This is a genomic window from Brevundimonas sp. TSRC1-1 (genome assembly GCF_049898245.1).
Classification (GTDB): domain Bacteria; phylum Pseudomonadota; class Alphaproteobacteria; order Caulobacterales; family Caulobacteraceae; genus Brevundimonas; species Brevundimonas mediterranea_A.
Map to the genome: position 1 here is coordinate 440,240 of NZ_JAFCXI010000002.1, position 22,761 is coordinate 463,000.

A 22,761-nucleotide genomic window follows, 5' to 3' on the forward strand; every position below is an offset into this window, starting at 1 on the left:
TTAGTGGGCACCATATATGGCAACAAGCAACGGGACGGCGTGGTCCCACGCAGTTCTCAAGTCATCAGGAGATGGCTTCTGATACCTATTGTGAACAAAGCCATTAAGCGCGCCAAATGATACAGGACCATTTCTAGCAGTAAGTGTCTGCCTTATCGCTGTTAAATCGCCCTTATTTGCAACCCTTCCAGCAGTTGCATTCAGGTATTTGTAAACCGAATCAAACCGCCCGCTGAGATCTAGCTGCTTTCCATCAGCATTTTCCCGTGAAATGTTAGACGCTCTCATTTCTGTATCTATCGCGTATTCCAACACCGCGCGGAAGAGAAACGCGCACCCAAGCGGGGTCTCCCTAAGCTTTAATTTCGATGCTTCTCGTATAAGTTGCTTTCCTTTTTCATCGTCTGGCTCAGCGAAAGGTTGCTTTGACGGAGCAAGCGTCGATCTGGGCGGGCTGACCTTTTTCGTCTTCGTTTTGTCAACTTTAGATTTCTCACTCGACTGCCGAGGCCGGGTCGCGCCGTCTTTGACCAGCGTTTCCGAAAAGGAATGCGGCGTCGTAGTAGGTTGAGGAGTGGAGCCCAAGCCGTCCGGCAAAGTTTCAATATAATCAGCGATCTCAGATGCAGTATTCTGCGTTCGCGAGTTCACATCACCTGCATCTATATCGCTAAAAAGTTGACTCAAAACCCGAAGCACAAACTTCGGGTTGCGTTTGAATTGCGGGCCGCTTTCGCCGCTCTGGTCAACAAACCCCAACAACTGACGACCAGGCTTCGACACCAAAAAACGTTTCAATGTAGTCGGCGTTTTCTCAACATTCTTCTTTATTCTTTGCCAATCTGCATCTGAGAATGTCGAATTTTTCTCTACGAATGTGATGACGTCTATTATTGTGCGGTCCCGTTGGAAGCGGTCGCTTTCGAGCGTACCCCAGGCTATGCGCCCCTCGCCATCTAGGCCTTTCCCATGGCGGCGCTCGATCCAGTCGTGGGCATCCGCCCGGCTCTGAAAAAGCACGCAGCTTATAGTGCCGTGATCGGTGAACCCCTGCGCAATCTCGGCGAGTCTTTTCTTTGTGCCATCGGGCAAATCCGTACCCTGAAGGAGGCTTGGATTGTTGAGGACCTTCAACGCGGCCAGGCGACGATTTCCATCAACGACGACGTATCCGTCATCGTCCCCCTCCTCGACGACATAAAAACTATCTCCAGGATCGAGTCCGTGGTCTTTGATACTGAGCATCATGTTTTTGAAATGCGTACCGTTGAGCCGCACGATAGCCTCAAGGGCGTCTGCCTGAGCCGAGACGGTGCCGGTACGCGGGTTGTCGAGATCAAGGACCAAGTCGTCGATCTCAACTTCGAGTTTGTCGATTGTCATTTATTCCCCCCTTTCATGCACTAATGCGCACAACCGACAACACGCGCAAGTGGTGGCGATGTTGCTGCATGTAGGCGGCACCGACAACGATCAAGCTTCGGTGCGGTTGTCTTACGCAACCACCCCCTAACCGCTGAGCCTCGGGTCAAACCCCTGCGGCGGGTTCGCCGCTAGTGCGCGGCGTCCCAGTTGGGGGCGGCGCGGGCGTCGACGACCAGGGGCACAGTCAGGGCCACCGCCGGGTCTGAGGCGGTTTCCATGACGCGTTTGATGAGGGTGATGGCGCGGTCGGCCTCGGCCTCGGGGGTTTCGAAGACCAGTTCGTCGTGGACCTGCAGCAGCATGCGGGTTTTCAGCCCGGCCTCGGCCAGGGCGGCGGGCATGCGGATCATGGCGCGGCGGATGATGTCGGCGGCGGCGCCCTGGATCGGGGCGTTGATGGCGGCGCGCTCGCCGAACTGGCGTTCGGCGCCGGATTTCGAGTGGATGGCGGGGATGTGGATGCGGCGGCCGAAGACGGTGGAGACGAAGCCGGCCTGGCGGACCTCGGCCCTGGTCTTGTCCATATAGGTTCGGATGCCGGGGAAGCGGTCGAAATAGGTCTTGATGTATGCGCCGGCCTCGCCCTGATCGATGCCCAGCTGGGCGGCCAGGCCAAAGGCGCTGATGCCGTAGACGATGCCGAAATTGATGGCCTTGGCGCGGCGGCGGGTCTCGGACGGCATGCCCTCGACGGGGACGCCGAACATCTCGCTGGCGGTGGCGGCGTGGATGTCGAGCCCGGCCTTGAAGGCGCGTTTCAGCTCGGGGATGTCGCCGATATGGGCCAAGAGGCGCAGTTCGATCTGGCTGTAGTCGGCGCTGATCAGCAGATGGCCGGGGGCGGCGATGAAGGCCTGGCGGATTTCGCGGCCGGTCTCGGTGCGGATCGGGATGTTCTGAAGGTTGGGGTCGCTGGAGGCCAGGCGGCCGGTGGTGGCGGCGGCCAGCTGGTAGCTGGTGTGGACGCGGTCGGTCTTGGGGTCGGCGGCGGCGGTCAGGGCGTCGGTATAGGTGCCCTTCAGCTTGGACAGCTGGCGCCAGTCGAGCAGGACGCGGGGCAGGGCGTGGGTGTGGGCCAGGTCTTCCAGCACGCTGGCGTCGGTGCCCCATTGGCCGGAGGCGGTCTTCTTGCCGCCGGGCAGGTTCAGCTCGCCGAACAGGATTTCGCCGATCTGGCGGGGGGAGCCGATGTTGAAGGGGCGGCCGGCGATCTCGTGGGCCTGGGCCTCCAGCTCGGCCATGCGCAGGCCGAACTCGCTGGACAGGCGTTTGAGGCGGTCGGGGTCGATGCGGACGCCGGCGGTCTCCATCTCGGCCAGGACGGCGGGCAGGGGGCGTTCCAGGGTCTCATAGACGGTGGACAGGCCCTCGCGCGCCAGCCGGGGCTTGAGGATGCGCCACAGGCGTAAGGTCACGTCGGCGTCTTCGGCGGCGTACTGGGTGGCGGGTTTCAGGGCGACGTGCCTGAACGACTTCTGGCTCTTGCCCGTTCCGGCCACGCTCTTGAACGGCACAGGGTCGTGCCCCAGATGCAGCCGCGCCAGCTCGTCCATCCCATGCCCGTGCAGCCCGCCCTCCAGCACGTAGGAGATCAGCATGGTGTCGTCATAGGGCGCGACCCGGATCCCCCGCCGCGCCATGACCGCCAGGTCGTACTTGGAATTTTGTAGTATTTTCAATACACTAGGATCTTCCAATAACCCCTTCAGCTTCGCCAGAGCTGTCGCCTTGTCCAGCTGCTGAAGCGGCTCCCGCGCCTCCCCCGGCTCCCCGAACAGCCCCCCCTCGCCCGCCTGGGGCTCATGCTCATGCGTCAGCGGGATGTAGCAGGCCTCGTTCGGCCCCACCGCCAGCGACACCCCGCACAGCCCCGCATGCGTCGCCGACAGCGACGAGGTTTCTGTATCGAAACCCACCACGCCCGCCTCGGTTGCCCGCGCGATCCAGCGATCCAGCGCCTCTTCGGTCTGGACGCACTCGTAGGCCTCGAGGTCGAAGCTCTGGGCCTCGGCGGGACCTTCCACCACCTGCCCGTAGCGAGGCGTGGCGACCGGGGCGCTCAGGTTCGGCGCGCGCTTGGGGGCGAAGGCGGAAGTCTCGCTGGGGCCGGCCTTGCCGTCGCCGACACGACGTTGCAGCGACCGGAACTCCATCTTGTCCAGGAAGGCCGACAGGGCCTCTGGATCCGGATCGCGCACGGCGAAATCCTCGATCAACTCCGGCGCCGGGGCGTCGCAGGTCAGGCGGACCAGCTCGCGCGACAGGCGGATCTGATCTGCGAAATTGATCAGGGTCTCGCGGCGCTTGGGCTGTTTGATTTCGCCCGCGCGGGCCAGCAGGGCGTCCAGGTCGCCGTATTCATCAAGCAGCTGGGCGGCCGTCTTGGGTCCGATGCCCGGGGCGCCGGGAACATTGTCGACGCTGTCGCCGATCAGGGCCTGAAGATCGATCATCTTCTCCGGGCCGACGCCGAACTTTTCGAACACCTCGGGCTCGGCCAGCCGCCGGTCCTTCATCGGATCCCACATGACGACGCCGCCGCCGATCAATTGCATCAGATCCTTGTCGGAGGACACGATCACCGCCTCGCCGCCGGCGTCCCGGGCCTTGCAGGCATAGGTGGCGATCAGGTCGTCGGCCTCGTAGCCGGGCAGTTCGACGCAATGGACGCCAAAGGCCGCCGTCGCCTCGCGCACCAGGGGAAACTGCGGGACCAGGTCCTCGGGGGCCGGCGGGCGGTGGGCCTTGTACTGGTCATACAGGGTGTTGCGGAACGTCTTGTCCGAGTGGTCGAAAATGGCGACCAGATGGGTCGGGCCGTCGGCGCCCTTCATGTCCTTCAGCAGCTTCCACAACATGTTGCAGTAGCCCTGGACCGCCCCGACCGGCAGGCCGTCGGACTTGCGCGTCAGCGGCGGCAAGGCGTGATAGGCGCGGAAGATATAGGCCGAGGCGTCGATCATCCACAGCCGCAGGGCGGGGCCGTCCTGGGTGAGGGGGCGATCCTGTTCGGGGGCGGTCTGGGGAGCGGAGGCGTCGGTCATGGCCGGAACATAGGCGGCCGGAGCCGCCGCGTCAGCCGTCAGAATTCGGTCCAGCTGGATCCAGGGTCGCGCCGTCCCGGCTGGGCCTGTTGCTGACCCCAGCTGACGATCATCAGCAGCTTGTGACTGCGGATCCTGTACTCGCCGATCATGGGCAGGACCGCGCCCAGGGGAGCGCCGGTCTTGGCCTCGTACAGGAAGCCGGAAAACTCGGCGACGCCCACCCGGTCGCGATTGCTGTAGACCGAAAGTTCCGGCAGCGAGACGACGTTCAGGGTCTCGTTGATGGGAATCCGCATTTCCGGAAGACCGAAGACGCGGCGCATCTGTTCCAGCGACAGGGCGCCCGGCCGGATCTCGAACACGGCGTCGGACTCGTCCTTGTTGCGCGCCAGGCGGTATCCGGCGTCGGACAGGGCGGCGCGAATGGCGCTGATGGCGTAGCGCGAGCCCTCGCCCTGGAAATAGGACTCATCGACGAAGATCGACGCCGCCGTCGGCAGGGGCAGGGACAAACCCTCCACCGCCTTGTCCGACGCCCGCGCCATCAGCAGCTGTTCGGTCGCGGTGCGGCCGATATAGGTCTCGGTGGTCGAGGCGCAGGCCGACAACGCCAGGGCCGCCGTCGATACCAGTGCGAGGTGACGCATCACCATGTTCCGGTATTGTCCATGGAGGCCCAGGGCTCGGCAGGGGCGAGGGGCTCGCCTTCCTGCAGCAGTTCGATCGAGATACCGTCCGGCGACCGGACAAAGGCCATATTGCCGTCGCGCGGCGGACGATTGATCACCACTCCGCCATCCATCAGCCTTTGGCAGGCGGCGTAGATGTCATCGACCTTGTAGGCCAGATGGCCGAAGTTGCGGCCGCCCTGATAGGTTTCCGGATCCCAGTTGAAGGTCAGTTCGACCTCGGGGGCGCATTCCGCCGCCGACTGTTCCAGATTCTTGGGCGCCGCCAGGAAGACCAGGGTGAAACGGCCCTTCTCGTTCTCGGTGCGGCGCACCTCCTGCAGGCCCAGCAGGTCGCAGTAGAAATGCAACGAGGCGTCGAGGTCCTGTACGCGGACCATGGTGTGCAGATAACGCAAGCGTGTGTCTCCGTCCGGGAGGCCCGGTTGACGCCCTCTATAGCCGCCAGATGGCGAAACCACGATTCAACTGAGGTGACAGGCTCAGCAGGCCTGTATTCAATGGGCCTCGGGCGCGCGGGCGGCGGGGCTCAGATATTCGCTCTCGTCGTGCGGATCGGCCGACAGGACGAAGCGGCGGTCGCAATAGCCGCACTCGATGAAGTCGTCCCCGCCCATGTCCATATAGACCAGCGGATGGCCGAGGGCGCCGCCGCCGCCGTCGCAGGCGACGCGCTTGGTCGAAACCACGACTTCTTCGGGCGGAGGGATGATCGCGTCGGGATGGCGGGGCGGCATTATTCGGCTCGTATCTTGGCGAGGAGGCGTCGGGCGCATACCTATGCGGCCCGTCCGGCGGCGTCAAACCGCCGCGCGACCCGATTTCTCGATCAAAGCGCCCCGAATGACCGATGCGACGACCCTGCCCGACAACGCCATCGAGGTGCGCGGGCTGAAGAAGACCTACGCCGGCTCCAAGAAGTCGGCGCCCAAGACGGCCCTGCGCGGGGTCGATCTGATCATTCCCCGCGGTTCGGTGTTCGGGCTTCTGGGGCCCAACGGCGCCGGAAAATCGACCCTGATCAACATCCTGGCCGGGGTGGTCAAGAAGTCGGAAGGCACGGTGACCATCTGGGGCCGCGATATCGACAAGGAGCCGCGCGACGCCGCCGCGGCCCTGGGCGTGGTGCCGCAGGAGATCGTCGCCGACGTCTTCTTCACCCCGCGTGAATCGCTGGAGGTCCAGGCCGGCTTCTACGGCGTGCCCAAGAATGAACGTCGCTCCGACGAACTGCTGGCGGCCCTGGGCCTGTCGGACAAGGCCAACGCCTATGTCCGCGCCCTGTCGGGCGGCATGAAGCGGCGCCTGATGGTGGCCAAGGCCCTGGTTCACAATCCGCCCATCCTGATCCTGGACGAGCCGACGGCGGGGGTGGACGTCGAACTGCGCCGCCAGCTGTGGGCCTATGTCCGCCAGATCAATGCGGAGGGCGTGACCATCGTCCTGACCACCCACTATCTGGAAGAGGCGCAGGAACTCTGCGACACAATCGCCATCGTCAACCGGGGCCAGGTGGTGGCCTGCGAGCCGACGCCGCAACTGTTGCGCCGTCTGGACAGCCGCAATGTGGTGGTCACGCCCGAGACGCCCCAGGCGACGCCCCCGGTTCTGGACGGCTTCCAGGTCACGCCCCGTCCCGGCGGCGCCTTCGCCGTGACCTACAAGAAGGGGCAATCGTCGGTGGAACAGGTCATCAACGCCGTCCGCGCCGCCGGCGTGACCATCGCCGACATCACCACCGAGGACCCGGACCTGGAAGACGTCTTCCTGGCCCTGACCTATGGCGACGCCAGCCAGGTCGATCCGACGAAGGATTAATCCACGTCCGCCAGGAATTCGAAGATCGCCGCCTTGGCCTCGGCTTCGTCCAGCATCGGGGCGTGGCCGACGCCGGGGACCTCGACATAGGCCATGGCCGGCGCGGCCTTCTTCATCTTCTCGGCGATGGCGAGGCTGAGAAGGTCGGACTCCCCGCCCCGCACCAGCAGGGTCGGCTTGGTCTTCGCCAGACGCCGGAACATGGGCCACAGGTTGGGAACCAGGGCCTTGGCCCCCGCCGCCCGGATCGGAACCGAGATGTCCGGATCATAGTCCAGCCCGATCTCCCCGTCCGGCTGCTGGCGGAAGATGCGCCGCGCGAACCCGTCCCAGTCGGCGTCGGAATAGTGGGGAAAGGCGACCCCGTTGATTCGTTTCGCATAGGCCGCCGCATCGGCCCATGAGCCGATCTCGACGGGCTGGCCGCTGTAGGACGCGATGCGCGCCAGACCTTCGGGCGCCACCTCGGGACCGATGTCGTTCAATATGGCGGCGACCACCGCCCGGGGCTTCAGGGCCGTCAGGGCCATGGTGATCAGCCCGCCCATCGAGGTGCCGACGAAGACGGCGCGGTCGATCGCCGCCTGATCCATCAGGGCCAGCATATCCTTCGCATAGACATCGGGCCGGTAGGTCATCGGGTCGGACGCACGATCCGACAGGCCGCGCCCGCGCACATCGACGGCCAGGACGCGCCGTCCGCTCTGGGCCAGAAAAGGCGCGAGAGCGCCGAAGTCGGCGCTGTTACGGGTCAGGCCGTGAATGGCGATGATCGGCGGACGCGCGACGCCGGGCCCCGGCGCATAATCGCGCGCGAACAGGTCCAGACCGTCCGGGGATTTCCAGCGACGTTCGACATAGGCGGCGACGAGGGTCACGGGGCGCTCCTTCAACCAAGAAGGAGGAAACTAATTCACCGCACGAAGAATTGCGATGGTCAGGCGCCGATCAGTTCACGCACGAAGACGTCCAGGTCGCCGCCCTGGAACAGGAAGCCCGACACGCCCGCCCGCTGCGCCGCCTCGATGTCGCGCGGCTGGTCGCCGATCATGAAGGACTTCGCCGGATCGATGTCGTGATCGGCCATGGCCCGCAGCAGCATGCCGGGATTGGGTTTGCGGTCGGGATGGTCGGGATGGCGATAGCGTTCGTCTCGCGCCTCCGGATGGAAGGGGCAGGCGTAGACGGCGCCGATCGCCGCCCCGTCCTGGGCCATGCGTTTGACCAGCAGGGCGTTGAACCCGTTCATCTGGGCCTCGTCGAACATACCGCGCGCCACGCCCGACTGGTTGGTGACGATCACCGCCAGATAGCCCAGCCGGTTCAACCGCCGCACCGCCGCCGTCGCGCCCGGAATCAGTTTCAGATGTTCGGGCAGATGGGGATAGCCGGAGTCCTCGATCAGGACTCCGTCGCGATCCAGAAAGACGGCGGGCAGACCGGTCATGCGTCGTGTCTCAGCAGTTCGGAAAAGGCGGTCATCAGGTGATACAGGCTGGAGGCGGGCGCGGCCTTGTCCGACGACGTCCCGTCCACCTCATAGCTGTCGACCCACAGACCGGGAACGGCCGTCGCCAGATGGGTGGCGAAGGTCGCCTCGATCAGGTCTGCGGCGGCGGCGTCCCCGAAGGTCAGGGCGGTGCGGACAGCCTCCGTCTGAGCCCAAAGACGGCGTCCGGCGTGGATCGGCGCACCGTCGGCGTCCATCTCGCGGATCATGAAGCCGGCCTTGAGCCCCTGGGCGACGGCGCGGCGATGCAGGGCCTCCGCCGCCTGATCCAGGCCTGGGCCGGCGTCGAGACCGGCGATTTCAGCCTGACGCAACAGCCAGGCCCATTCCTCGAAATGGCCGGGTTCGACGATATGCCCGACGGCCGGATCCGGTCGCCAATCCTCGGTGAAATATTCGCGGATCGCGCCGTCGATCAGGAAACGGTCGCGGCACAGGTCCAGCGACATGCGCGCCGCCGTCCCGAAGACCGGGTCGGGCGCCGTCGCCTGCCAGGCCAGCATGGCCTCCAGCAGGTGCATGTGCGGGTTCTGGCGACGCGGCAGACTCGGCGGCAGGGCCTCATGCCAGCCGCCGTGCGGGGCCGCCATCAACCGATTGATCGCCCCCAGGGTCTCCAGCGCCAGGGGCCGGGCCCGGTCGTCGCCCAGCACCCGATGCGCGGCCGCCAGGGCGAAGAGCACGAAGGCCAGATCATAAAGGTCCGGCGTCTCGTCCACGACCGCGCCCGCGTCATCGGTCGCCGCGACCCACAGGCCGTCGTCGCGGCGACAGGCGGCGATCATCCGGTCCAGACCGGCCTGGGCCACCGCGCGCCCCGGCGCCCATCCCAGGGCGGCGGCTTCGCAGAAGACATAGATCTGACGCGCCTGAACCCGGGTGCGTCGGCGCAGTCCGGTCCGCGCCCGACCTTCGAAATCCAGCTGCTCGAAGAACCGCCCCTGGCCGTCCACGCCCTGTTCGGCCCACAACGGCAGGGCCTGGTGAAACAACCAGTTGGTGACCTTGGTCTTGGCGGCGGCGAAAGCGGACATGGCGTCGGCTTAGAACATGATCGTTGCAATGGGCAACGCGAAGTGACGCCGCCCGGTTTGGTCTCCGCGTTCGATCTTGCTAGGACGGCGGCCACCCTCGCGGCCCGACCCGTCGTCCCGCCGCCCCCGATCCCCCCGGATCCTCGTGGAGAGCGCGTTCATGATCCCCTTCATCGACCTTCAGGCCCAGCGCCTGCGTCTCGCCGGCAAGATCGAGGCCGCCGTTCAGGAGGCCGTCGTCGGCGGCGCCTGGGTCATGGGGCCTCAGGTCCGCCAGTTCGAAGCCGAACTCGCCGCCTTCGGCCGGGCCGAACACGCCCTGGGCTGCGCCAACGGCACCGACGCCCTGGCCCTGCCGCTGATGGCCTGGGGAATCGGACGCGGCGACGCGGTCTTCGTGCCAAGCTTCACCTTCGCCGCCACCGCCGAGGTCGTGCCCTGGTTCGACGCCGAGCCGGTCTTCGTCGACGTGGACGCCGACACCTACAATATGGACCCGGCCGCGCTGGAGCGCGCCATCGAGGGAATCAAGGCCGAGGGCCGCCTGACCCCGCGCGTGGTCATCGCCGTCGACCTGTTCGGCCAGCCCGCCGATTATCCGGCGATCAGGGCGATCTGCGACAGGCACGGACTGAAGCTGATCGCGGATTCGGCCCAGGGTTTCGGCTGCACCATCGGCGGCGAGCATCCGCTGAAATGGGCCGACATCACCACCACCAGCTTCTTCCCGGCCAAGCCCCTGGGCTGCTACGGCGACGGGGGGGCGGTGCTGACCAATGACGACGAACTGGCCCAGTTGATCGATTCCGTCCGCGTGCACGGCAAGGCGGTGGCGGTGGACCTGAAGGACCGCACCTTCGACCACGACCCCAAATATCTGAACATGCGAATCGGCCTGAACAGCCGTCTGGACACGATCCAGGCCGCCGTGCTGATCGAGAAGCTGAAGGTGTTCGGTGAAGAGATCACGTGGCGCAACCGGATCGCCGCCCGCTACAATCAAGGCCTGCGCCCTCACGTCGCCAAGGTTCCGGACGTCCCCGCGGGCAATATCTCGAACTGGGCGCAATATACGGTCGAACACCCCGACCGCGACGGCCTGATCGCCCATCTGAAGGCCCATGACGTGCCGACCGCCGTCTATTATCCGATCCCGCTGCACCTGCAGCCGGCCTATGCGCATTTCCCGCGCGGGGCCGGCGGCCTGCCGGTGACCGAACGTCTGAAGGACGTGGTCTTCAGCCTGCCGATGCACGCCGACCTGGACGAGGCGACCCAGGACAAGGTCATCGCCGCCGTCGCCAGCTACAAGGGCCAAGCCTGATGCCGACCACCCCCGTCCTCAAGTTCGGCGTCGCCGGCGTCGGCGTCATGGGCCGCAACCATGCGCGCGTCGCCTCCGAGATGCGCGAGTTCGACCTGACCACGGTCTTCGACCCGGATGCGGTCGTCGCCGATGGGGTCGCCGCCGCCTATGAGGCGGCGCCGGTCACGAGCGCCCAGGCCTTCGTCGACGCCGGCCTGGACGCCGCCGTCGTGGCCACGCCCAACCGATTCCATGCTGAAATCGGCGTCGCCCTGCTGGAAAAGGGCGTCCACGTCCTGGTCGAGAAGCCGATCGCCGCCACCGTGGCCGACGCCCAGCGGATGATCGACGCCGCCAAGGCCAACGACCGCGTCCTGATGGTGGGTCAGGTCGAACGCTTCAATCCGGCCGTGGACACGGTCAAGCGCGCCGTCGCCGACGACGAGATCATCTCCATCCAGATCACCCGCGTCGGCCCCTTCCCGCCGCGCATGGGCGAGGTCGGCGTGGTCATCGACCTGGCGGTGCATGACATCGACATCATCCGCCACCTGACCGGATCCGAGATCGTCGAGGTCCAGCCGCAGCTGGCCCGCACCCGCGCCGAGCGCGAGGATACGGCCCTGCTGCAGTTCCGGCTGGACAATGGCGTGATCGCCCACATCACGACCAACTGGGTCACGCCCTACAAGACCCGCACCCTGCAGGTCGCCACCAAGACCAAATTCATCGTCGCCGACCTGATCACCCGCCAGGTGACGGAGTATTTTGGGCAGCAGCCCGACGGCTCCTATTCGACCCGCATGTTGAACAGCTGGCCGGCCGAACCGCTGAGGAAGGAGCTGGAGGCCTTCGCCCGCGCCATCCACACCGGCGAGACCCCGGCGGTGACGGGCGAAGACGGCCTGCGTAATCTGGAAGTCGCCCTGCGCTGCCTGGGCGAGGCGTAAAGTCGCCGCAATGGCCGGGGAAGGAAGAGACATGCGCTCGCCCCTCGCTCCCGTTCTCATCGCCTTGCTGACCCTGTCGGCGGCCGCGCCCGCGCACGCCGACACCCGCTATCTGTCCTACAACGCCTCGGACCGCATCACCCAGGCCCTGACCAAGGGGATCACCCTCCAGGTCCGGCGCGGCCTGTTCGGGGCGATCAGCGTGGAACGGCTGTTCTCGACCACCGCGCGCGGTTCGGCCGACTTCACCCGGGGCGGACCGAACGAGGCGCGGCGCGTCCTGCCCGAGGGGGCGAACGAGAGCGACCTCTATGCCATCGAACAGAGCGGCGACGGACGGGGTCTGGCCCGCGCCCTGTGTCCCGGCGCGAACGACGTCTGGCTGGTGATGAGCCGCATCCGCGCGCCCCGCCCGCTGACGATACAGGCGGTCGGCCGCTGGGCCGACGGGACCTACCGCCATTGCGTGACACTGAGTTACGACTGGCGCGGCGAATGGCAGACGGCGCCGGTCTCGCCGTTTGCGGACACGGACTCCTAGATCCAGCCCGTTCCGCCGACGGCGCGCCCTTTCGCCCGCCACGCCTGGTCGTCTATCTTCATGGCTGGAGAGGCGTGCGGAGAGACAGCGATGCGATGGGCTCTGCCCCTGGCGGTTCTGATCGGCGTGGTCGCCGCCCTGCTGACCTGGACCCGGCCGGGCGCGTCCATCCCGCCGATCACCGACGCGCCGGTCACGGTCTATCTGCTCGACAACGGCTTCCACACCGATCTGGCCGTGCCCCGCGCGGCGCTGGAACGACGCGGCGGGCCGCTTGGACAGGCCGTCGCGGACCTGGCGCCCGGCGACTGGATTCTGATCGGCTGGGGCGACGCCGCCTTCTATGTCGATCAAAGTCCGATCTCGGACCGATTGCCTGACGGCGCGCGCGCCTTCTTCCGGCCCGGCAATCCCTCCGTCGTCATGCTGGACCCGGAGAGTCTGGACCCCCGCGACCGCCACGCCGCCGATCGACGCGCGGCCCTGCGCCTCCCGCCCGGCGCCTTCGACCGAATGGCGGGACGGATCGAGTCCTCGCTCGACCTCGCAGACGGGGGGCCGCGTGTCGCGACCGCTCGCGCCGGCGACGACGCCCGCTTCTTCGCCAGCCGGGAGAGCTTTTCGATCCTACACCTGTGCAACCACTGGACGGCCGGTGCGCTGAACGCCGGCGGGGTGGCGATCCGCCCGGCGCGCTCGGCGTTTTCGGGCGAGGTGATGCGGTCCGTCAGAGCGGCGGAACTGGACAGGGCTGCTCCACGCGCCTAGACCGCCCGACTTTCGCTTATCCGGCCGGGTCCGAGCCCCGGCGGGCGAACAAGAAGGAGCGGCCGATGGCCCACAAACAGCATACCCGCAATTCCTCCGGCCCGGCCGGTCCGAGCCAACGCCAGCTGCGCGCCGGCGAACTGATCCGTCACGCCCTGGTCGACATCCTGCGTGAGGAGGACATCCACGACGAGGCCCTGGCCGACGTGTCCGTCACCGTGACCGAGGTCCGCCTGTCGCCGGACCTGAAACACGCCACCTGTTTCGTCGAACCCCTGGGCGCCGGCGTCGAGGCCGCCGCGACCACGGGCCACGAGAGCGAGATCATCAAGGCGCTGAACGTCCACGCCAAATTCCTGCGCGGCCAGTTGGGCCGGCGTCTGGACATGAAGTTCACGCCGGACCTGCGCTTCCGCCACGACGAAAGCTTCGACGCCGCCAGCCATCTCGACCGTCTGTTCGAAGACCCCCGCGTCCGCGCCGACCTGGAACGCCGCGACGAGGAAGAGGGCGACTCCTGATGTCGCGGCCTCAAGTAGCGCGAAGCGCGATAGGCCCGGCATAATGGCCCGCAAGAAGAAGGGCGACATCGTTGACGGCTGGGTGTGCCTGGACAAGCCGTTCGAGATGGGGTCGACCGAGGCGGTCAGCCGCATCCGCCGCCTGTTCAACGCCCAGAAGGCCGGTCACGCCGGCACCCTGGATCCGCTGGCCAGCGGCATCCTGCCCATTGCCCTGGGCGAGGCGACCAAGACCGTGCCGATGATGATGGAGGCGCAGAAGGTCTATCGCTTCACCATCAACTGGGGCGTATCGACCGACAGCGTGGACCGCGAGGGCGAGATCATCGGCCGCTCGGACGTCCGCCCCTCGGTCGAGGCGGTAAAGGCCGCCCTGCCCGCCTTCGTCGGAGAGATCGACCAGACCCCGCCCCGTTTCTCAGCCATCAAGGTGGACGGCGCTCGCGCCTATGACCTGGCCCGCGACGGGGTCGAGTTCGAGCTTCAGGCCCGCCGCGTCACTATCTATTCGGCCGAAGTCACGGACGCGCCGGACGCCGACCATGTCGAACTGACCATCCGCACCGGCAAGGGCGTCTATGTCCGGTCGGTGGCGCGCGATCTGGCGGCCGTCCTGGGCGCCGAGGGGCATGTTTCGGCCCTGCGGCGCGAGCGGGTGGGACCGTTTCATACCGAAAACGCCGTGACGCTGGATTTTCTCGAGGATTTGGTGCATAGGGGCGCCGCCTCGGAAGGCTTGCTTCCCGTTGCGACCGCCCTGGACGACATCCCGGAGCTGGCCGTGACGGATCAGGACGCCTTCTCGCTTCGGCAGGGACGCCCGATCGTTCTGCTCCCCCGTCAGGTGGAAACCCTCAAGACCCGTCTGTCGGACGGTTCGCGAACGGTTTCAGCCTTTCAGGGCCAGACCCTCGTCGCTCTCTGTCAGTTGCGGGCCGGCCGGTTAGAACCCGACCGCGTTTTCAACCTCTAGGCCCGCGCCATCCGGCAAGGGCCGAGACCCCACGGCCTCAAGTAGCGCGAAGCGCGATAGGCCAAGAAAGGACTCTACGATGTCGGTTACTGCTGAACGCAAGCACGAGATCATCGCCGATAACGCCCGCACCGCTGGCGACACCGGCTCGGCCGAGGTTCAGGTCGCGATCCTGTCGGAACGCATCTCCAACCTGACCGAACACTTCAAGACCCACAAGAAGGACAACCACTCGCGTCGTGGCCTTCTGAAGATGGTGTCGCAACGTCGCCGCCTGCTCGACCACCTGAACAAGGTCGACGCCGGTCGCTACCAGGCGCTCATCGCCAAGCTGGGCCTGCGCCGCTAAGGCGTCGGATCAGTGTAGAATACGCTTTCGAGGCGCGGGCGGTCACGTCCGCGCCTCGTTGTGCGACTAGAGACGACCTGTGCGCCGCAGGACTTACGGCGCAGTTGCGAGGGCCATGCCGGTCCTCTCCCGGTCGACCGCGATGGCGCGGCGACCTCTGGATCGAAGGACTGAACGCCGACGCATCCGCCCCCAATGATGGGACCCCGCACGGAATACGCCGTCCGGGATACGAAAGACGAAATATGTTCGATATCAAACGCAAGACGATCGAGTGGGCCGGACGCCCGCTGACCCTGGAAACGGGCCGCATCGCCCGCCAGGCCGACGGCGCCGTGCTGGCGACCTACGGCGAGACCGTGGTTCTGGCCACCGTCGTCTATGGCCGTTCGCCCAAGCCGGGTCTGGATTTCTTCCCCCTGACTGTCAACTACCAGGAAAAGACCTTCGCCGCCGGCAAGATCCCGGGCGGCTACTTCAAGCGTGAAGGCCGTCCCAGCGAGAAGGAAACCCTGGTTTCCCGCCTGATCGACCGTCCGATCCGCCCCCTGTTCGTCAAGGGCTTCAAGAACGAGACCCAGGTCGTCATCACCGTGCTGCAGCACGACATGGAAAACGATCCGGACGTGCTGGGCATGGTCGCCGCCTCGGCCGCCCTGACCATCTCGGGCGTGCCCTTCATGGGCCCCATCGGCGCCGCGCGCGTCGGCCTGATCGACGGCGAACTGGTTCTGAACCCGACGGTCGACCAGATCCCGGGCTCTGATCTGGACCTCGTGGTCGCCGGCACGCAAGACGCCCTGATGATGGTCGAATCCGAAGCCAAGGAGCTGTCGGAAGAGAAGATGCTTGAGGCGCTGATGTTCGCCCACGCCGGCATGCAGCCGGTGATCGACGCCATCATCGATCTGGCCGAACACGCCGCCAAGGAGCCCTTCGACTTCCAGGCCGAAGACCACTCCGACGTCGTCACCTCGATCAAGAAGCTGGTCGGCGAGGACATCAAGGCCGCCTACACCCACCCCGGCAAATACGACCGTCGCTCGGGCGTCGATGCGGCCAAGAAGACCGCCGCCGCCGCCCTGGTGAAGACCGACGAGAACCCCGAGGGCGTCGACAGCTCCAAGTTCGCGGCCGCCTTCAAGGAATGTGAAGCCGACGTCCTGCGTCGCGACATCATCGAGAACGCCCACCGCGTCGACGGCCGCGCCCTCGACAAGGTCCGCGCCATCGTGTCGGAAGTCGGCGTCCTGCCGCGCACCCACGGTTCGGCCCTGTTCACGCGTGGGGAAACCCAGGCCCTGGTCGTCGCCACCCTGGGCACCGGCGAGGACGAGCAGTACATCGACAGCCTGCAGGGCACCTACAAGGAAAGCTTCCTGCTGCACTACAACTTCCCCCCCTATTCGGTGGGTGAAGCGGGCCGCATGGGTTCGCCCGGCCGTCGCGAAATCGGTCACGGCAAGCTGGCCTGGCGCGCGATCCGACCGATGCTGCCGTCGAAGGAAGACTTCCCCTACACCATCCGCCTGGTCTCCGAGATCACCGAGTCGAACGGCTCGTCCTCGATGGCCACGGTCTGCGGTTCGTCGCTGGCCCTGATGGACGCCGGCGTGCCGCTGATCCGTCCGGTCTCGGGCATCGCCATGGGCCTGATCCTGGAGCCGTCGGGCGAGTTCGCCATCCTGTCGGACATCCTGGGTGACGAAGACCACCTGGGCGACATGGACTTCAAGGTCGCCGGCACTTCGGAAGGCATCACCAGCCTTCAGATGGACATCAAGGTCGCCGGCATCACCAAGGAGATCATGAAACAGGCCCTGACCCAGGCCTCGGCCGGTCGCCTCCACATCCTGGACGAGATGTCCAAGGCCATGGATGCGCCGCGCGCCGAACTGGGCGAGCATGCGCCGAAGATCGAAACCATCAAGATCGCGGTCGACAAGATCCGTGAAGTGATCGGTTCGGGCGGCAAGGTGATCCGCGAGATCGTCGAGAAGACCGGCGCCAAGATCGACATCGGCGACGACGGCACCATCAAGGTCGCCGCCAACGACCAGGAGAAGATCGACGCCGCCAAGGCCTGGATCCAGTCCATCGCCTCGGAACCGGAAGTCGGAACCATCTACTCCGGCAAGGTCGTCAAGGTCGTCGATTTCGGCGCCTTCGTGAACTTCTTCGGCGCCAAGGACGGCCTGGTCCACGTGTCCCAGATCGCTCTGGAACGCGTCGCCAACCCGGCCGACGTCCTGTCGGAAGGCCAGGAGGTCAAGGTCAAGTTCCTGGGCTTCGACGATCGCGGCAAGACCAAGCTGTCGATGAAGGTCGTCGATCAGACCACGGGTGAAGACCTGACCGACAAGATCAACGCCGAACGCGCCGAGCGCGGCGAAGAGCCCCTGTCGGACGACACCGGCGGCCGTCCCAAGCGCGAAGGCGGCGGTGATCGCGGTGGCGATCGCGGTCGTCGCCGTCGCGACTAGGACTGAGCCACACGGCTGAATGAGAAGGCCCCGCCGGTGACGGCGGGGCCTTTTTCATGGCGGCCTGTCCTAAGACCGGCACGCCGCCGGCGGATCGCCGTCGCGCGCCCACAATTTGCAGGACCGGTCGATCTCGCCCTGGATCAGGTCGCAGGGGTTGGCGGCGTTGCAGGGCGGGTGGGTCGCGGGGCTGACCTGGATGCAGCGTTCGACCAGGCGCGCGGACGCCGCCTCGCCGATCTGCTCACGACAGGGGATTTCACTGGCGGGAATCCGCTCGGGCCTCATGTCCGGCCCTTCCGGAATCCGGGCCTGAGCGTCTTCCGACGGCGCCGGCGTCGGCGCTGCGGGGTTCCCGGCCGGGGCGGGGCCAGGAGCGGCGGGGCTGGGGACCGCCGAGGAAACGGTCCCAGAGGAAGAGGCGTCAGAGGAAGAGACGCCAGAGGAAGAGGCGTTGGGGGCGTCGCTTCCGGGCTGACAGGCCGCGACCGTCAGGGCGAAGGCCAGAACGGCGGCTGAGGCGGAACTGATGAACAGGGGGCGGCGCATCGGCATCTCCGGGCAGGACGGGATCACCCAGACGATGACCCGTCCCCTTAACGCGCGAAAGCCCCTATCGGCGCACCGCCTCCAGCGCAGCCTTTTGCAGGGCGAACAGTTCGGTGCAGCCGATCTCGGCCAGGGAGAAGAGGCGGTCGAACTCGGCGCGGGAGAAGCCGCGCTTCTCGCCGGTGGCCTGGACCTCGACGATCTGGCCCGCGCCGGTCAGGACGAAGTTGGAATCGGCTTCGGCCTCGGAATCCTCTTCATAGTCCAGGTCCAGCACCGGCACGCCGTCGCAGACGCCGCACGAGACGGCCGCCACCTGGTCCAGGATCGGGTCGGACTTCAGCACGCCCTCGCCGCGCAGATAGTTGAGGGCCGAGGCCATGGCGACCCAGGCGCCGGTGATGGAGGCGGTGCGGGTGCCGCCGTCGGCCTGGATGACGTCGCAGTCCAGCACCACCTGACGTTCGCCCAGGGCCTTCAGATCGACGACGGCGCGTAGCGAGCGGCCGATCAGGCGCTGGATCTCCTGCGTCCGGCCCGTCTGTTTGCCGGCGGCGGCCTCGCGGCGGCCGCGGGTGTGGGTGGCGCGGGGCAGCATGCCGTATTCGGCCGTGACCCAGCCCTGGCCCTTGCCGCGCATCCAGCCGGGGATGGTCTCCTCGACCGAGGCCGTCACCAGGACCTTGGTGTGGCCGAAGGTGATCAGGCACGAGCCCTCGGCGTAGCGGTTGACGCCGGTCTCTATGGTCACGGGACGCAGTTGATCGTCGGTGCGTTGCGAATGGCGCATTGAGATGAGTCCTTGGAAGCGGGGGCTGCGGTGCTTATCCTGAAACCGTGAGCCTGTATGCCCCCAAAACCCCGCCCTTCGACGGCGCCCAATCCCCGGGCATGGCTCTCGCCGGGCTGGCGGGGCTGGACGCGCGGGCGCGCGACATCTTCCGGCGCATCGTCGAATCCTATCTGGAGACGGGCGAGCCGGTGGGGTCGCGCACCCTGTCGCTGGGCGGGATCGCCCTGTCGCCGGCCTCGATCCGCAATACGATGCAGGACCTGACCCTGGCCGGGCTGCTGGCTGCGCCGCATACATCGGCGGGGCGGATCCCCACCCATGCGGGCCTGCGCCTGTTCGTCGACGGCCTGCTGGAGGTCGGCGACCTGACGAAGGAGGAGCGGCGCGAGATCGACGGCCGGCTGGCCGGGCGCGGCCGCAACTTCGAATCCGCCCTGGACGAGGCGTCGAACCTGTTGTCGGGCCTGGCGGGGGGCGCGGGCGTGGTGTCCAGCCCGGTGCGCGAGTCCGGCGTCAAACACGTGGAGTTCGTCGCCCTGGGCGGGGATCAGGCCCTGGCGGTCATCGTCGCCGACGACGGCACGGTCGAGAACCGGATCATGACCCTGGCGGCCGGGGTCACGCCCTCCACCCTGGTGGAGGCCTCCAACTTCCTCAACGCCCGCCTGCGCGGCCGGCCGTTCGCCGACGCCAAGCGCGAGATGACCCAGGAACTGGAGATCGCCCGGCGCGAACTGGACCAGACCGCCGCCCGCCTGGTCGAGGACGGGTTCGCCGCCTGGTCCGGCGGCCCGGACCGAGAGCGCGCCCTGATCGTGCGCGGCCGCGCCAATCTGTTGCAGGACGGCGAAGGCCTGGCGGATCTGGAGCGGGTGCGGGTCCTGTTCGACGACCTGGAGCAGAAGGAACAGCTGATCGGCCTGCTGGACGGGGTGGATGCGGCCCAAGGGGTGCGGATTTTCATCGGCGCCGAAACGCGGTTGTTTTCACTTTCGGGTTCCGCCGTGATCGCGGCGCCCTATATGAGCGGCCGACAGCGGGTCCTGGGCGCCATCGGCGTCATAGGCCCCGCAAGATTGAACTACGCCCGTGTCATCCCGTTGGTGGACTATACCGCCCGGGTGCTGGGCCGGATGCTGGACGGGAACGACAAGTGAGCGACAAGCCCCTTAACGACGACTTCAACGAGCTGGACGCCGATATGGCGGAAACCAACGCCGAACACGGCCTGGACGCCGATCCCTCGGACAATCTCGCGCCGCTGGACGCCGTCATCGCCGAACGCGACGAGTGGAAGGACCGCGCCCTGCGCGTCGCCGCCGAGATGGAGAACCTGAAGCGCCGCGCCGAGACGCAGCAGAACGACGCCCGCGCCTTCGCCATCCAGCGCTTCGCCAAGGATCTGCTGGGCGTGGCCGACAATCTGGAGCGCGCCCTGATGGCGGCGCCCAAGGATACGGACGGCCCGACCGTGGCTCTGGTGACCGGTCTGGAAATGACCCAGAAGGCCCTGCTGCAGGCGTTCGAGACCAATGGGCTGAAGCGTGTCGCGCCCGAGGCCGGCGAGGCCTTCAACCCCCATCTGCACCAGGCCATGATCGAACAGCCGTCGGATACGGTTCCCGGCGGCGCCGTGCTCCAGACCATGCAGTCCGGTTTCGAACTGTTCGGCCGCACCATCCGCCCGGCCATGGTCGTGGTCGCGGCCAAGGGCTCGGGCGCGCAGGGCGCCAACCCCTATGGCGCAGCCCCCGCGCCCGAAGGCCAGACCTTCGACGGCAAGGCCTGATGTGAGGACGTGATTGGTGAGGGGTGAGTAGTGAGCTGCGGTGTCTCCGCAAGCCGCTCACCTCTTGCTCACGACTCACCATTCACCAGTCACTCCCCCTCAGAACCTCCGCCGCCATCCGCCGATCAAGGCGAATTCCGGCGCGGCGTCCGCAACATGGCGCGGCTGACGGCTGGCCACGGCCTGGATCGTCAGGTTTGAGCCGTCCCACAGACTCCGCTCGCCGCCCAGGATGAAATCGATCTGGCGGCCGCTCGGCGTGGCCGAGAAACTGCGGCGCGAATAGGTCAGGGGGTCGAAATACTCGACCGGCACATCCGCCAGCCAGGCCGAGAAGGCGCCGCTTTCGATCCGCAGCGGCTGCGACAGAGTGAAGCTGATCCGGTCGCAGAGCACCGAACACCCTGTCAGCAGGCCCAGACGCCAGTTCGAACTGATCGCGGCCTGGTCCATCGACAGGAACCGGCCCTCGCTCCGGGTCGAGCCGACGCCGGCCTCGCCGATCAGGGCCAGGCCGGGCCTCAGGGTCCAGTCGCCGCCCACCGCATAGAAGCGGGTGCGCGACGGCAGGGCGAAGTCCGATCCGCCGGGCAGGAAGGCCCCCAAGGGCCCCAGACGCTCGTCCAGGCCGCCGATGCTGACCGACAGGCCGCCTTCTGCGCCGCGCCAGGCCAGGGTGGCGCGGCTGTAGCTTGAAGCCTCCGCCTCGACCCGCCTCAGCGGCATACGCCGGTCCCCGCCCCCGCTCTCGGCCGCAAGGGTCAGCGACCCGAACCGCAGGGCGCCGCGCGCCGCATGATCCGCCTGGGCCAGGGCGGCGAAACCGTCGCCGGCCGCGTCGAAGGGCGACCGCGCCCCGCCGCGACCCTGCCATGTGGCGAAGCTCAGCCGGCCCATCTCCAGATCCAGCATGGCCTCCTGACGGGGTTCATCGCCCAACCAGGGCGCGTCGGTCAGGTCATAACGCGGAGCGATGGGCTCGGGCGTCTCGACCGGCTGGGACGCCGTCAGATTCAGCCGGCCCCCGTTCGGCAGGGCCAGCCGGGTCGTCGCCGTCCGGCTCGGCGCGAACGGCGCGGCCTGATACGAGCGGCTCGGCGCCGTCGGATAGGCCCCGCCCAGCTGGACGGCGAACATCCGATCATAGCTGTCGAACAGGACGGTCCCCAAGGCCGTCTGGCGTGAGAAGGCGTCGCCGAAGGCGGGGCCGACGAAACTGCCAGGCTCGCTCTCGGCGACGATGGAGCCTCCGTCGGCCATCGGGGTCGAGCTCGTTCCCACCGGCCGGAAGGCGTTGGCCAGGTCCAGCAGGCCCCGGCCGTAGACGATGTCGGTCCCTGCGTCCCCGGCGTCGCGCGCCGTGTCGAGAAGGATGGCCAGGGCCTGACGCGCCGAAAGATTGGGGAAGGCGTCCATCAGCAGGGCCAGGGCGCCCGAGACATGGGGCGCCGAGAAGGAGGTGCCGCTGACCTCCCAGCAGAGGGTCCCGTCGCAGCCGGTGATGACGTCCTCGCCCGGCCCGGAAATATAGGCGGCGGCCGTGGCCCCAGCGCGGTTCGAAAAGCTGGACATGACATTGGTCTCGCCGTGCGAACCGACGGCGATGACAGAGCCGGAGAACCGGGGATCCACCGCATATTGCGCGGGCCAGCCGGGATTGGCCTCGCCGTCATTGCCCGACGAGGCGACGATGACCGCCCCGGAATCGACCGCGCGCAACAGGGCCGCCTCGAAGGCGGAGCCCAGCCGACCATCGCCGCCCAGGGACATGTTGATGATCTTGACCCCGTTGGCCACGGCGAAGTCCAGGGCCCGGACCAGGTCTGAACTGCTGAAACAGACGTCGTCGTCCTCATCCTCACAGTCGGAGATGTCGGTGCGGATCGACAGTATGGTCGATTCATAGGCCACGCCGACCGAGCCCAGTCCGTTGAAGTTCGAGGCGATCACCCCCGACACCAGGGTTCCGTGGCTGTCGTTCGCGACATAGGGGGTGTTGCGGCCCGGAACCACGTCGGTCGAGGCGGTGGAAATCCGCCCGACCAGATCGGCCTGGCTGTTGCTGACGCCGGAATCGACCACAGCGACCGTGACGCCGTTTCCGGTGGCGCCGGCCTGCCACCCGACCTCGGCCTTCATATTGGCCAGGCCGTAGTTCCGCAGATACTCGGTGGAGGACACCGAAGGGGGCGGCGGCGGAGGAGGGGGCGGGGGCG

General features: G+C 67.0%; 22 protein-coding genes. 11 read left to right on the plus strand and 11 right to left on the minus strand.

From position 1 onward, the window contains the following. From ACP7CK_RS08145 to ACP7CK_RS08165, 5 genes are all read right to left on the minus strand, one after another. Nucleotides 1-1,383 carry a hypothetical protein gene (locus tag ACP7CK_RS08145; RefSeq protein WP_426025682.1) on the minus strand — a complete coding sequence of 461 codons (1,383 nt, stop codon included), beginning with the start codon at nt 1,381-1,383 and terminating at the stop codon, nt 1-3. 170 nt (nt 1,384-1,553) lie between these two features. Next, nucleotides 1,554-4,469, minus strand: coding sequence for a DNA polymerase I (gene polA / locus ACP7CK_RS08150; RefSeq protein WP_426025683.1), 2,916 nt, complete (start codon nt 4,467-4,469; stop codon nt 1,554-1,556). A gap of 38 nt (nt 4,470-4,507) precedes the next feature. Next, the gene (locus ACP7CK_RS08155) at nt 4,508-5,119 is read right to left on the minus strand and encodes a DUF6655 family protein (RefSeq protein WP_230307713.1); all 612 of its coding nucleotides are present in this window, start codon (nt 5,117-5,119) and stop codon (nt 4,508-4,510) included. Then, nucleotides 5,119-5,559: a VOC family protein gene (locus ACP7CK_RS08160; protein WP_008259598.1), complete on the minus strand. Its 441-nt coding sequence runs from the start codon at nt 5,557-5,559 to the stop codon at nt 5,119-5,121. The genes ACP7CK_RS08155 and ACP7CK_RS08160 overlap by 1 nt, the downstream gene beginning before the upstream one ends. Before the next feature lie 99 nt (nt 5,560-5,658). Beyond that, entirely contained in the window at nt 5,659-5,898 is a 240-nt protein-coding gene (locus ACP7CK_RS08165) for a zinc-finger domain-containing protein (protein WP_426025684.1), read from the minus strand. A gap of 106 nt (nt 5,899-6,004) precedes the next feature. Here ACP7CK_RS08165 and ACP7CK_RS08170 point away from each other — a divergent pair, with 106 nt between their 5' ends. Continuing rightward, nucleotides 6,005-6,979 (plus strand): ABC transporter ATP-binding protein, encoded by a 975-nt coding sequence (locus tag ACP7CK_RS08170; protein WP_008264330.1) that lies wholly within the window; start codon nt 6,005-6,007, stop codon nt 6,977-6,979. On the opposite strand, the gene ACP7CK_RS08175 is transcribed toward ACP7CK_RS08170, so the two are convergent. From ACP7CK_RS08175 to ACP7CK_RS08185, 3 genes are read right to left on the minus strand one after another with little or no spacing between them, the layout of a single operon-like run. Beyond that, the gene (locus tag ACP7CK_RS08175; protein ID WP_426025685.1) at nt 6,976-7,857 is read right to left on the minus strand and encodes an alpha/beta fold hydrolase; all 882 of its coding nucleotides are present in this window, start codon (nt 7,855-7,857) and stop codon (nt 6,976-6,978) included. The genes ACP7CK_RS08170 and ACP7CK_RS08175 overlap by 4 nt on opposite strands. Nucleotides 7,858-7,916: 59 nt before the next feature. After that, entirely contained in the window at nt 7,917-8,426 is a 510-nt protein-coding gene (locus ACP7CK_RS08180) for a D-glycero-alpha-D-manno-heptose-1,7-bisphosphate 7-phosphatase (RefSeq protein WP_292150351.1), read from the minus strand. Then, a complete protein-coding gene (locus tag ACP7CK_RS08185; protein WP_426025686.1) occupies nt 8,423-9,523 on the minus strand; it encodes an AGE family epimerase/isomerase in 1,101 nt (366 codons plus the stop codon). Before ACP7CK_RS08185 ends, ACP7CK_RS08180 begins: the two co-directional genes overlap by 4 nt. Nucleotides 9,524-9,683: 160 nt before the next feature. Here ACP7CK_RS08185 and ACP7CK_RS08190 point away from each other — a divergent pair, with 160 nt between their 5' ends. The 8 genes from ACP7CK_RS08190 (at nt 9,684) to pnp (ending at nt 17,414) form a co-directional block, all read left to right on the plus strand. Then, nucleotides 9,684-10,847: a DegT/DnrJ/EryC1/StrS family aminotransferase gene (locus ACP7CK_RS08190; RefSeq protein ID WP_426025687.1), complete on the plus strand. Its 1,164-nt coding sequence runs from the start codon at nt 9,684-9,686 to the stop codon at nt 10,845-10,847. Next, nucleotides 10,847-11,779 (plus strand): Gfo/Idh/MocA family protein, encoded by a 933-nt coding sequence (locus ACP7CK_RS08195; RefSeq protein WP_426025688.1) that lies wholly within the window; start codon nt 10,847-10,849, stop codon nt 11,777-11,779. The genes ACP7CK_RS08190 and ACP7CK_RS08195 overlap by 1 nt, the downstream gene beginning before the upstream one ends. 31 nt (nt 11,780-11,810) lie before the next feature. Continuing rightward, a complete protein-coding gene (locus tag ACP7CK_RS08200) occupies nt 11,811-12,320 on the plus strand; it encodes a hypothetical protein (RefSeq protein WP_035310293.1) in 510 nt (169 codons plus the stop codon). A gap of 90 nt (nt 12,321-12,410) precedes the next feature. Further along, a complete protein-coding gene (locus ACP7CK_RS08205) occupies nt 12,411-13,088 on the plus strand; it encodes a DUF2459 domain-containing protein (protein ID WP_426025689.1) in 678 nt (225 codons plus the stop codon). 65 nt (nt 13,089-13,153) lie between these two features. Further along, nucleotides 13,154-13,609 (plus strand): 30S ribosome-binding factor RbfA, encoded by a 456-nt coding sequence (rbfA, locus tag ACP7CK_RS08210; RefSeq protein WP_008263233.1) that lies wholly within the window; start codon nt 13,154-13,156, stop codon nt 13,607-13,609. Between the two features lie 43 nt (nt 13,610-13,652). Then, nucleotides 13,653-14,582 carry a tRNA pseudouridine(55) synthase TruB gene (truB, locus tag ACP7CK_RS08215; protein WP_426025690.1) on the plus strand — a complete coding sequence of 310 codons (930 nt, stop codon included), beginning with the start codon at nt 13,653-13,655 and terminating at the stop codon, nt 14,580-14,582. A gap of 79 nt (nt 14,583-14,661) precedes the next feature. After that, nucleotides 14,662-14,931 (plus strand): 30S ribosomal protein S15, encoded by a 270-nt coding sequence (gene rpsO / locus ACP7CK_RS08220; RefSeq protein WP_008261985.1) that lies wholly within the window; start codon nt 14,662-14,664, stop codon nt 14,929-14,931. 245 nt (nt 14,932-15,176) lie between these two features. Beyond that, entirely contained in the window at nt 15,177-17,414 is a 2,238-nt protein-coding gene (pnp, locus tag ACP7CK_RS08225; protein ID WP_008260258.1) for a polyribonucleotide nucleotidyltransferase, read from the plus strand. 69 nt (nt 17,415-17,483) lie between these two features. On the opposite strand, the gene ACP7CK_RS08230 is transcribed toward pnp, so the two are convergent. Further along, nucleotides 17,484-17,963 (minus strand): hypothetical protein, encoded by a 480-nt coding sequence (locus ACP7CK_RS08230; RefSeq protein ID WP_426025691.1) that lies wholly within the window; start codon nt 17,961-17,963, stop codon nt 17,484-17,486. Nucleotides 17,964-18,027: 64 nt separating this feature from the next. Continuing rightward, a complete protein-coding gene (gene rph / locus ACP7CK_RS08235) occupies nt 18,028-18,753 on the minus strand; it encodes a ribonuclease PH (protein ID WP_426025692.1) in 726 nt (241 codons plus the stop codon). Nucleotides 18,754-18,854: 101 nt separating this feature from the next. On the opposite strand from rph, the gene hrcA reads away from it, so the two are divergent. After that, nucleotides 18,855-19,913 (plus strand): heat-inducible transcriptional repressor HrcA, encoded by a 1,059-nt coding sequence (gene hrcA / locus ACP7CK_RS08240; RefSeq protein WP_292150852.1) that lies wholly within the window; start codon nt 18,855-18,857, stop codon nt 19,911-19,913. A gap of 44 nt (nt 19,914-19,957) precedes the next feature. Further along, nucleotides 19,958-20,545 carry a nucleotide exchange factor GrpE gene (gene grpE, locus ACP7CK_RS08245; protein WP_372705007.1) on the plus strand — a complete coding sequence of 196 codons (588 nt, stop codon included), beginning with the start codon at nt 19,958-19,960 and terminating at the stop codon, nt 20,543-20,545. A gap of 99 nt (nt 20,546-20,644) precedes the next feature. Here the strand turns inward: grpE and ACP7CK_RS08250 are convergent, their stop codons facing one another. Then, nucleotides 20,645-22,726, minus strand: coding sequence for a S8 family peptidase (locus tag ACP7CK_RS08250; protein ID WP_426025693.1), 2,082 nt, complete (start codon nt 22,724-22,726; stop codon nt 20,645-20,647). Nucleotides 22,727-22,761 lie beyond the last annotated feature (35 nt).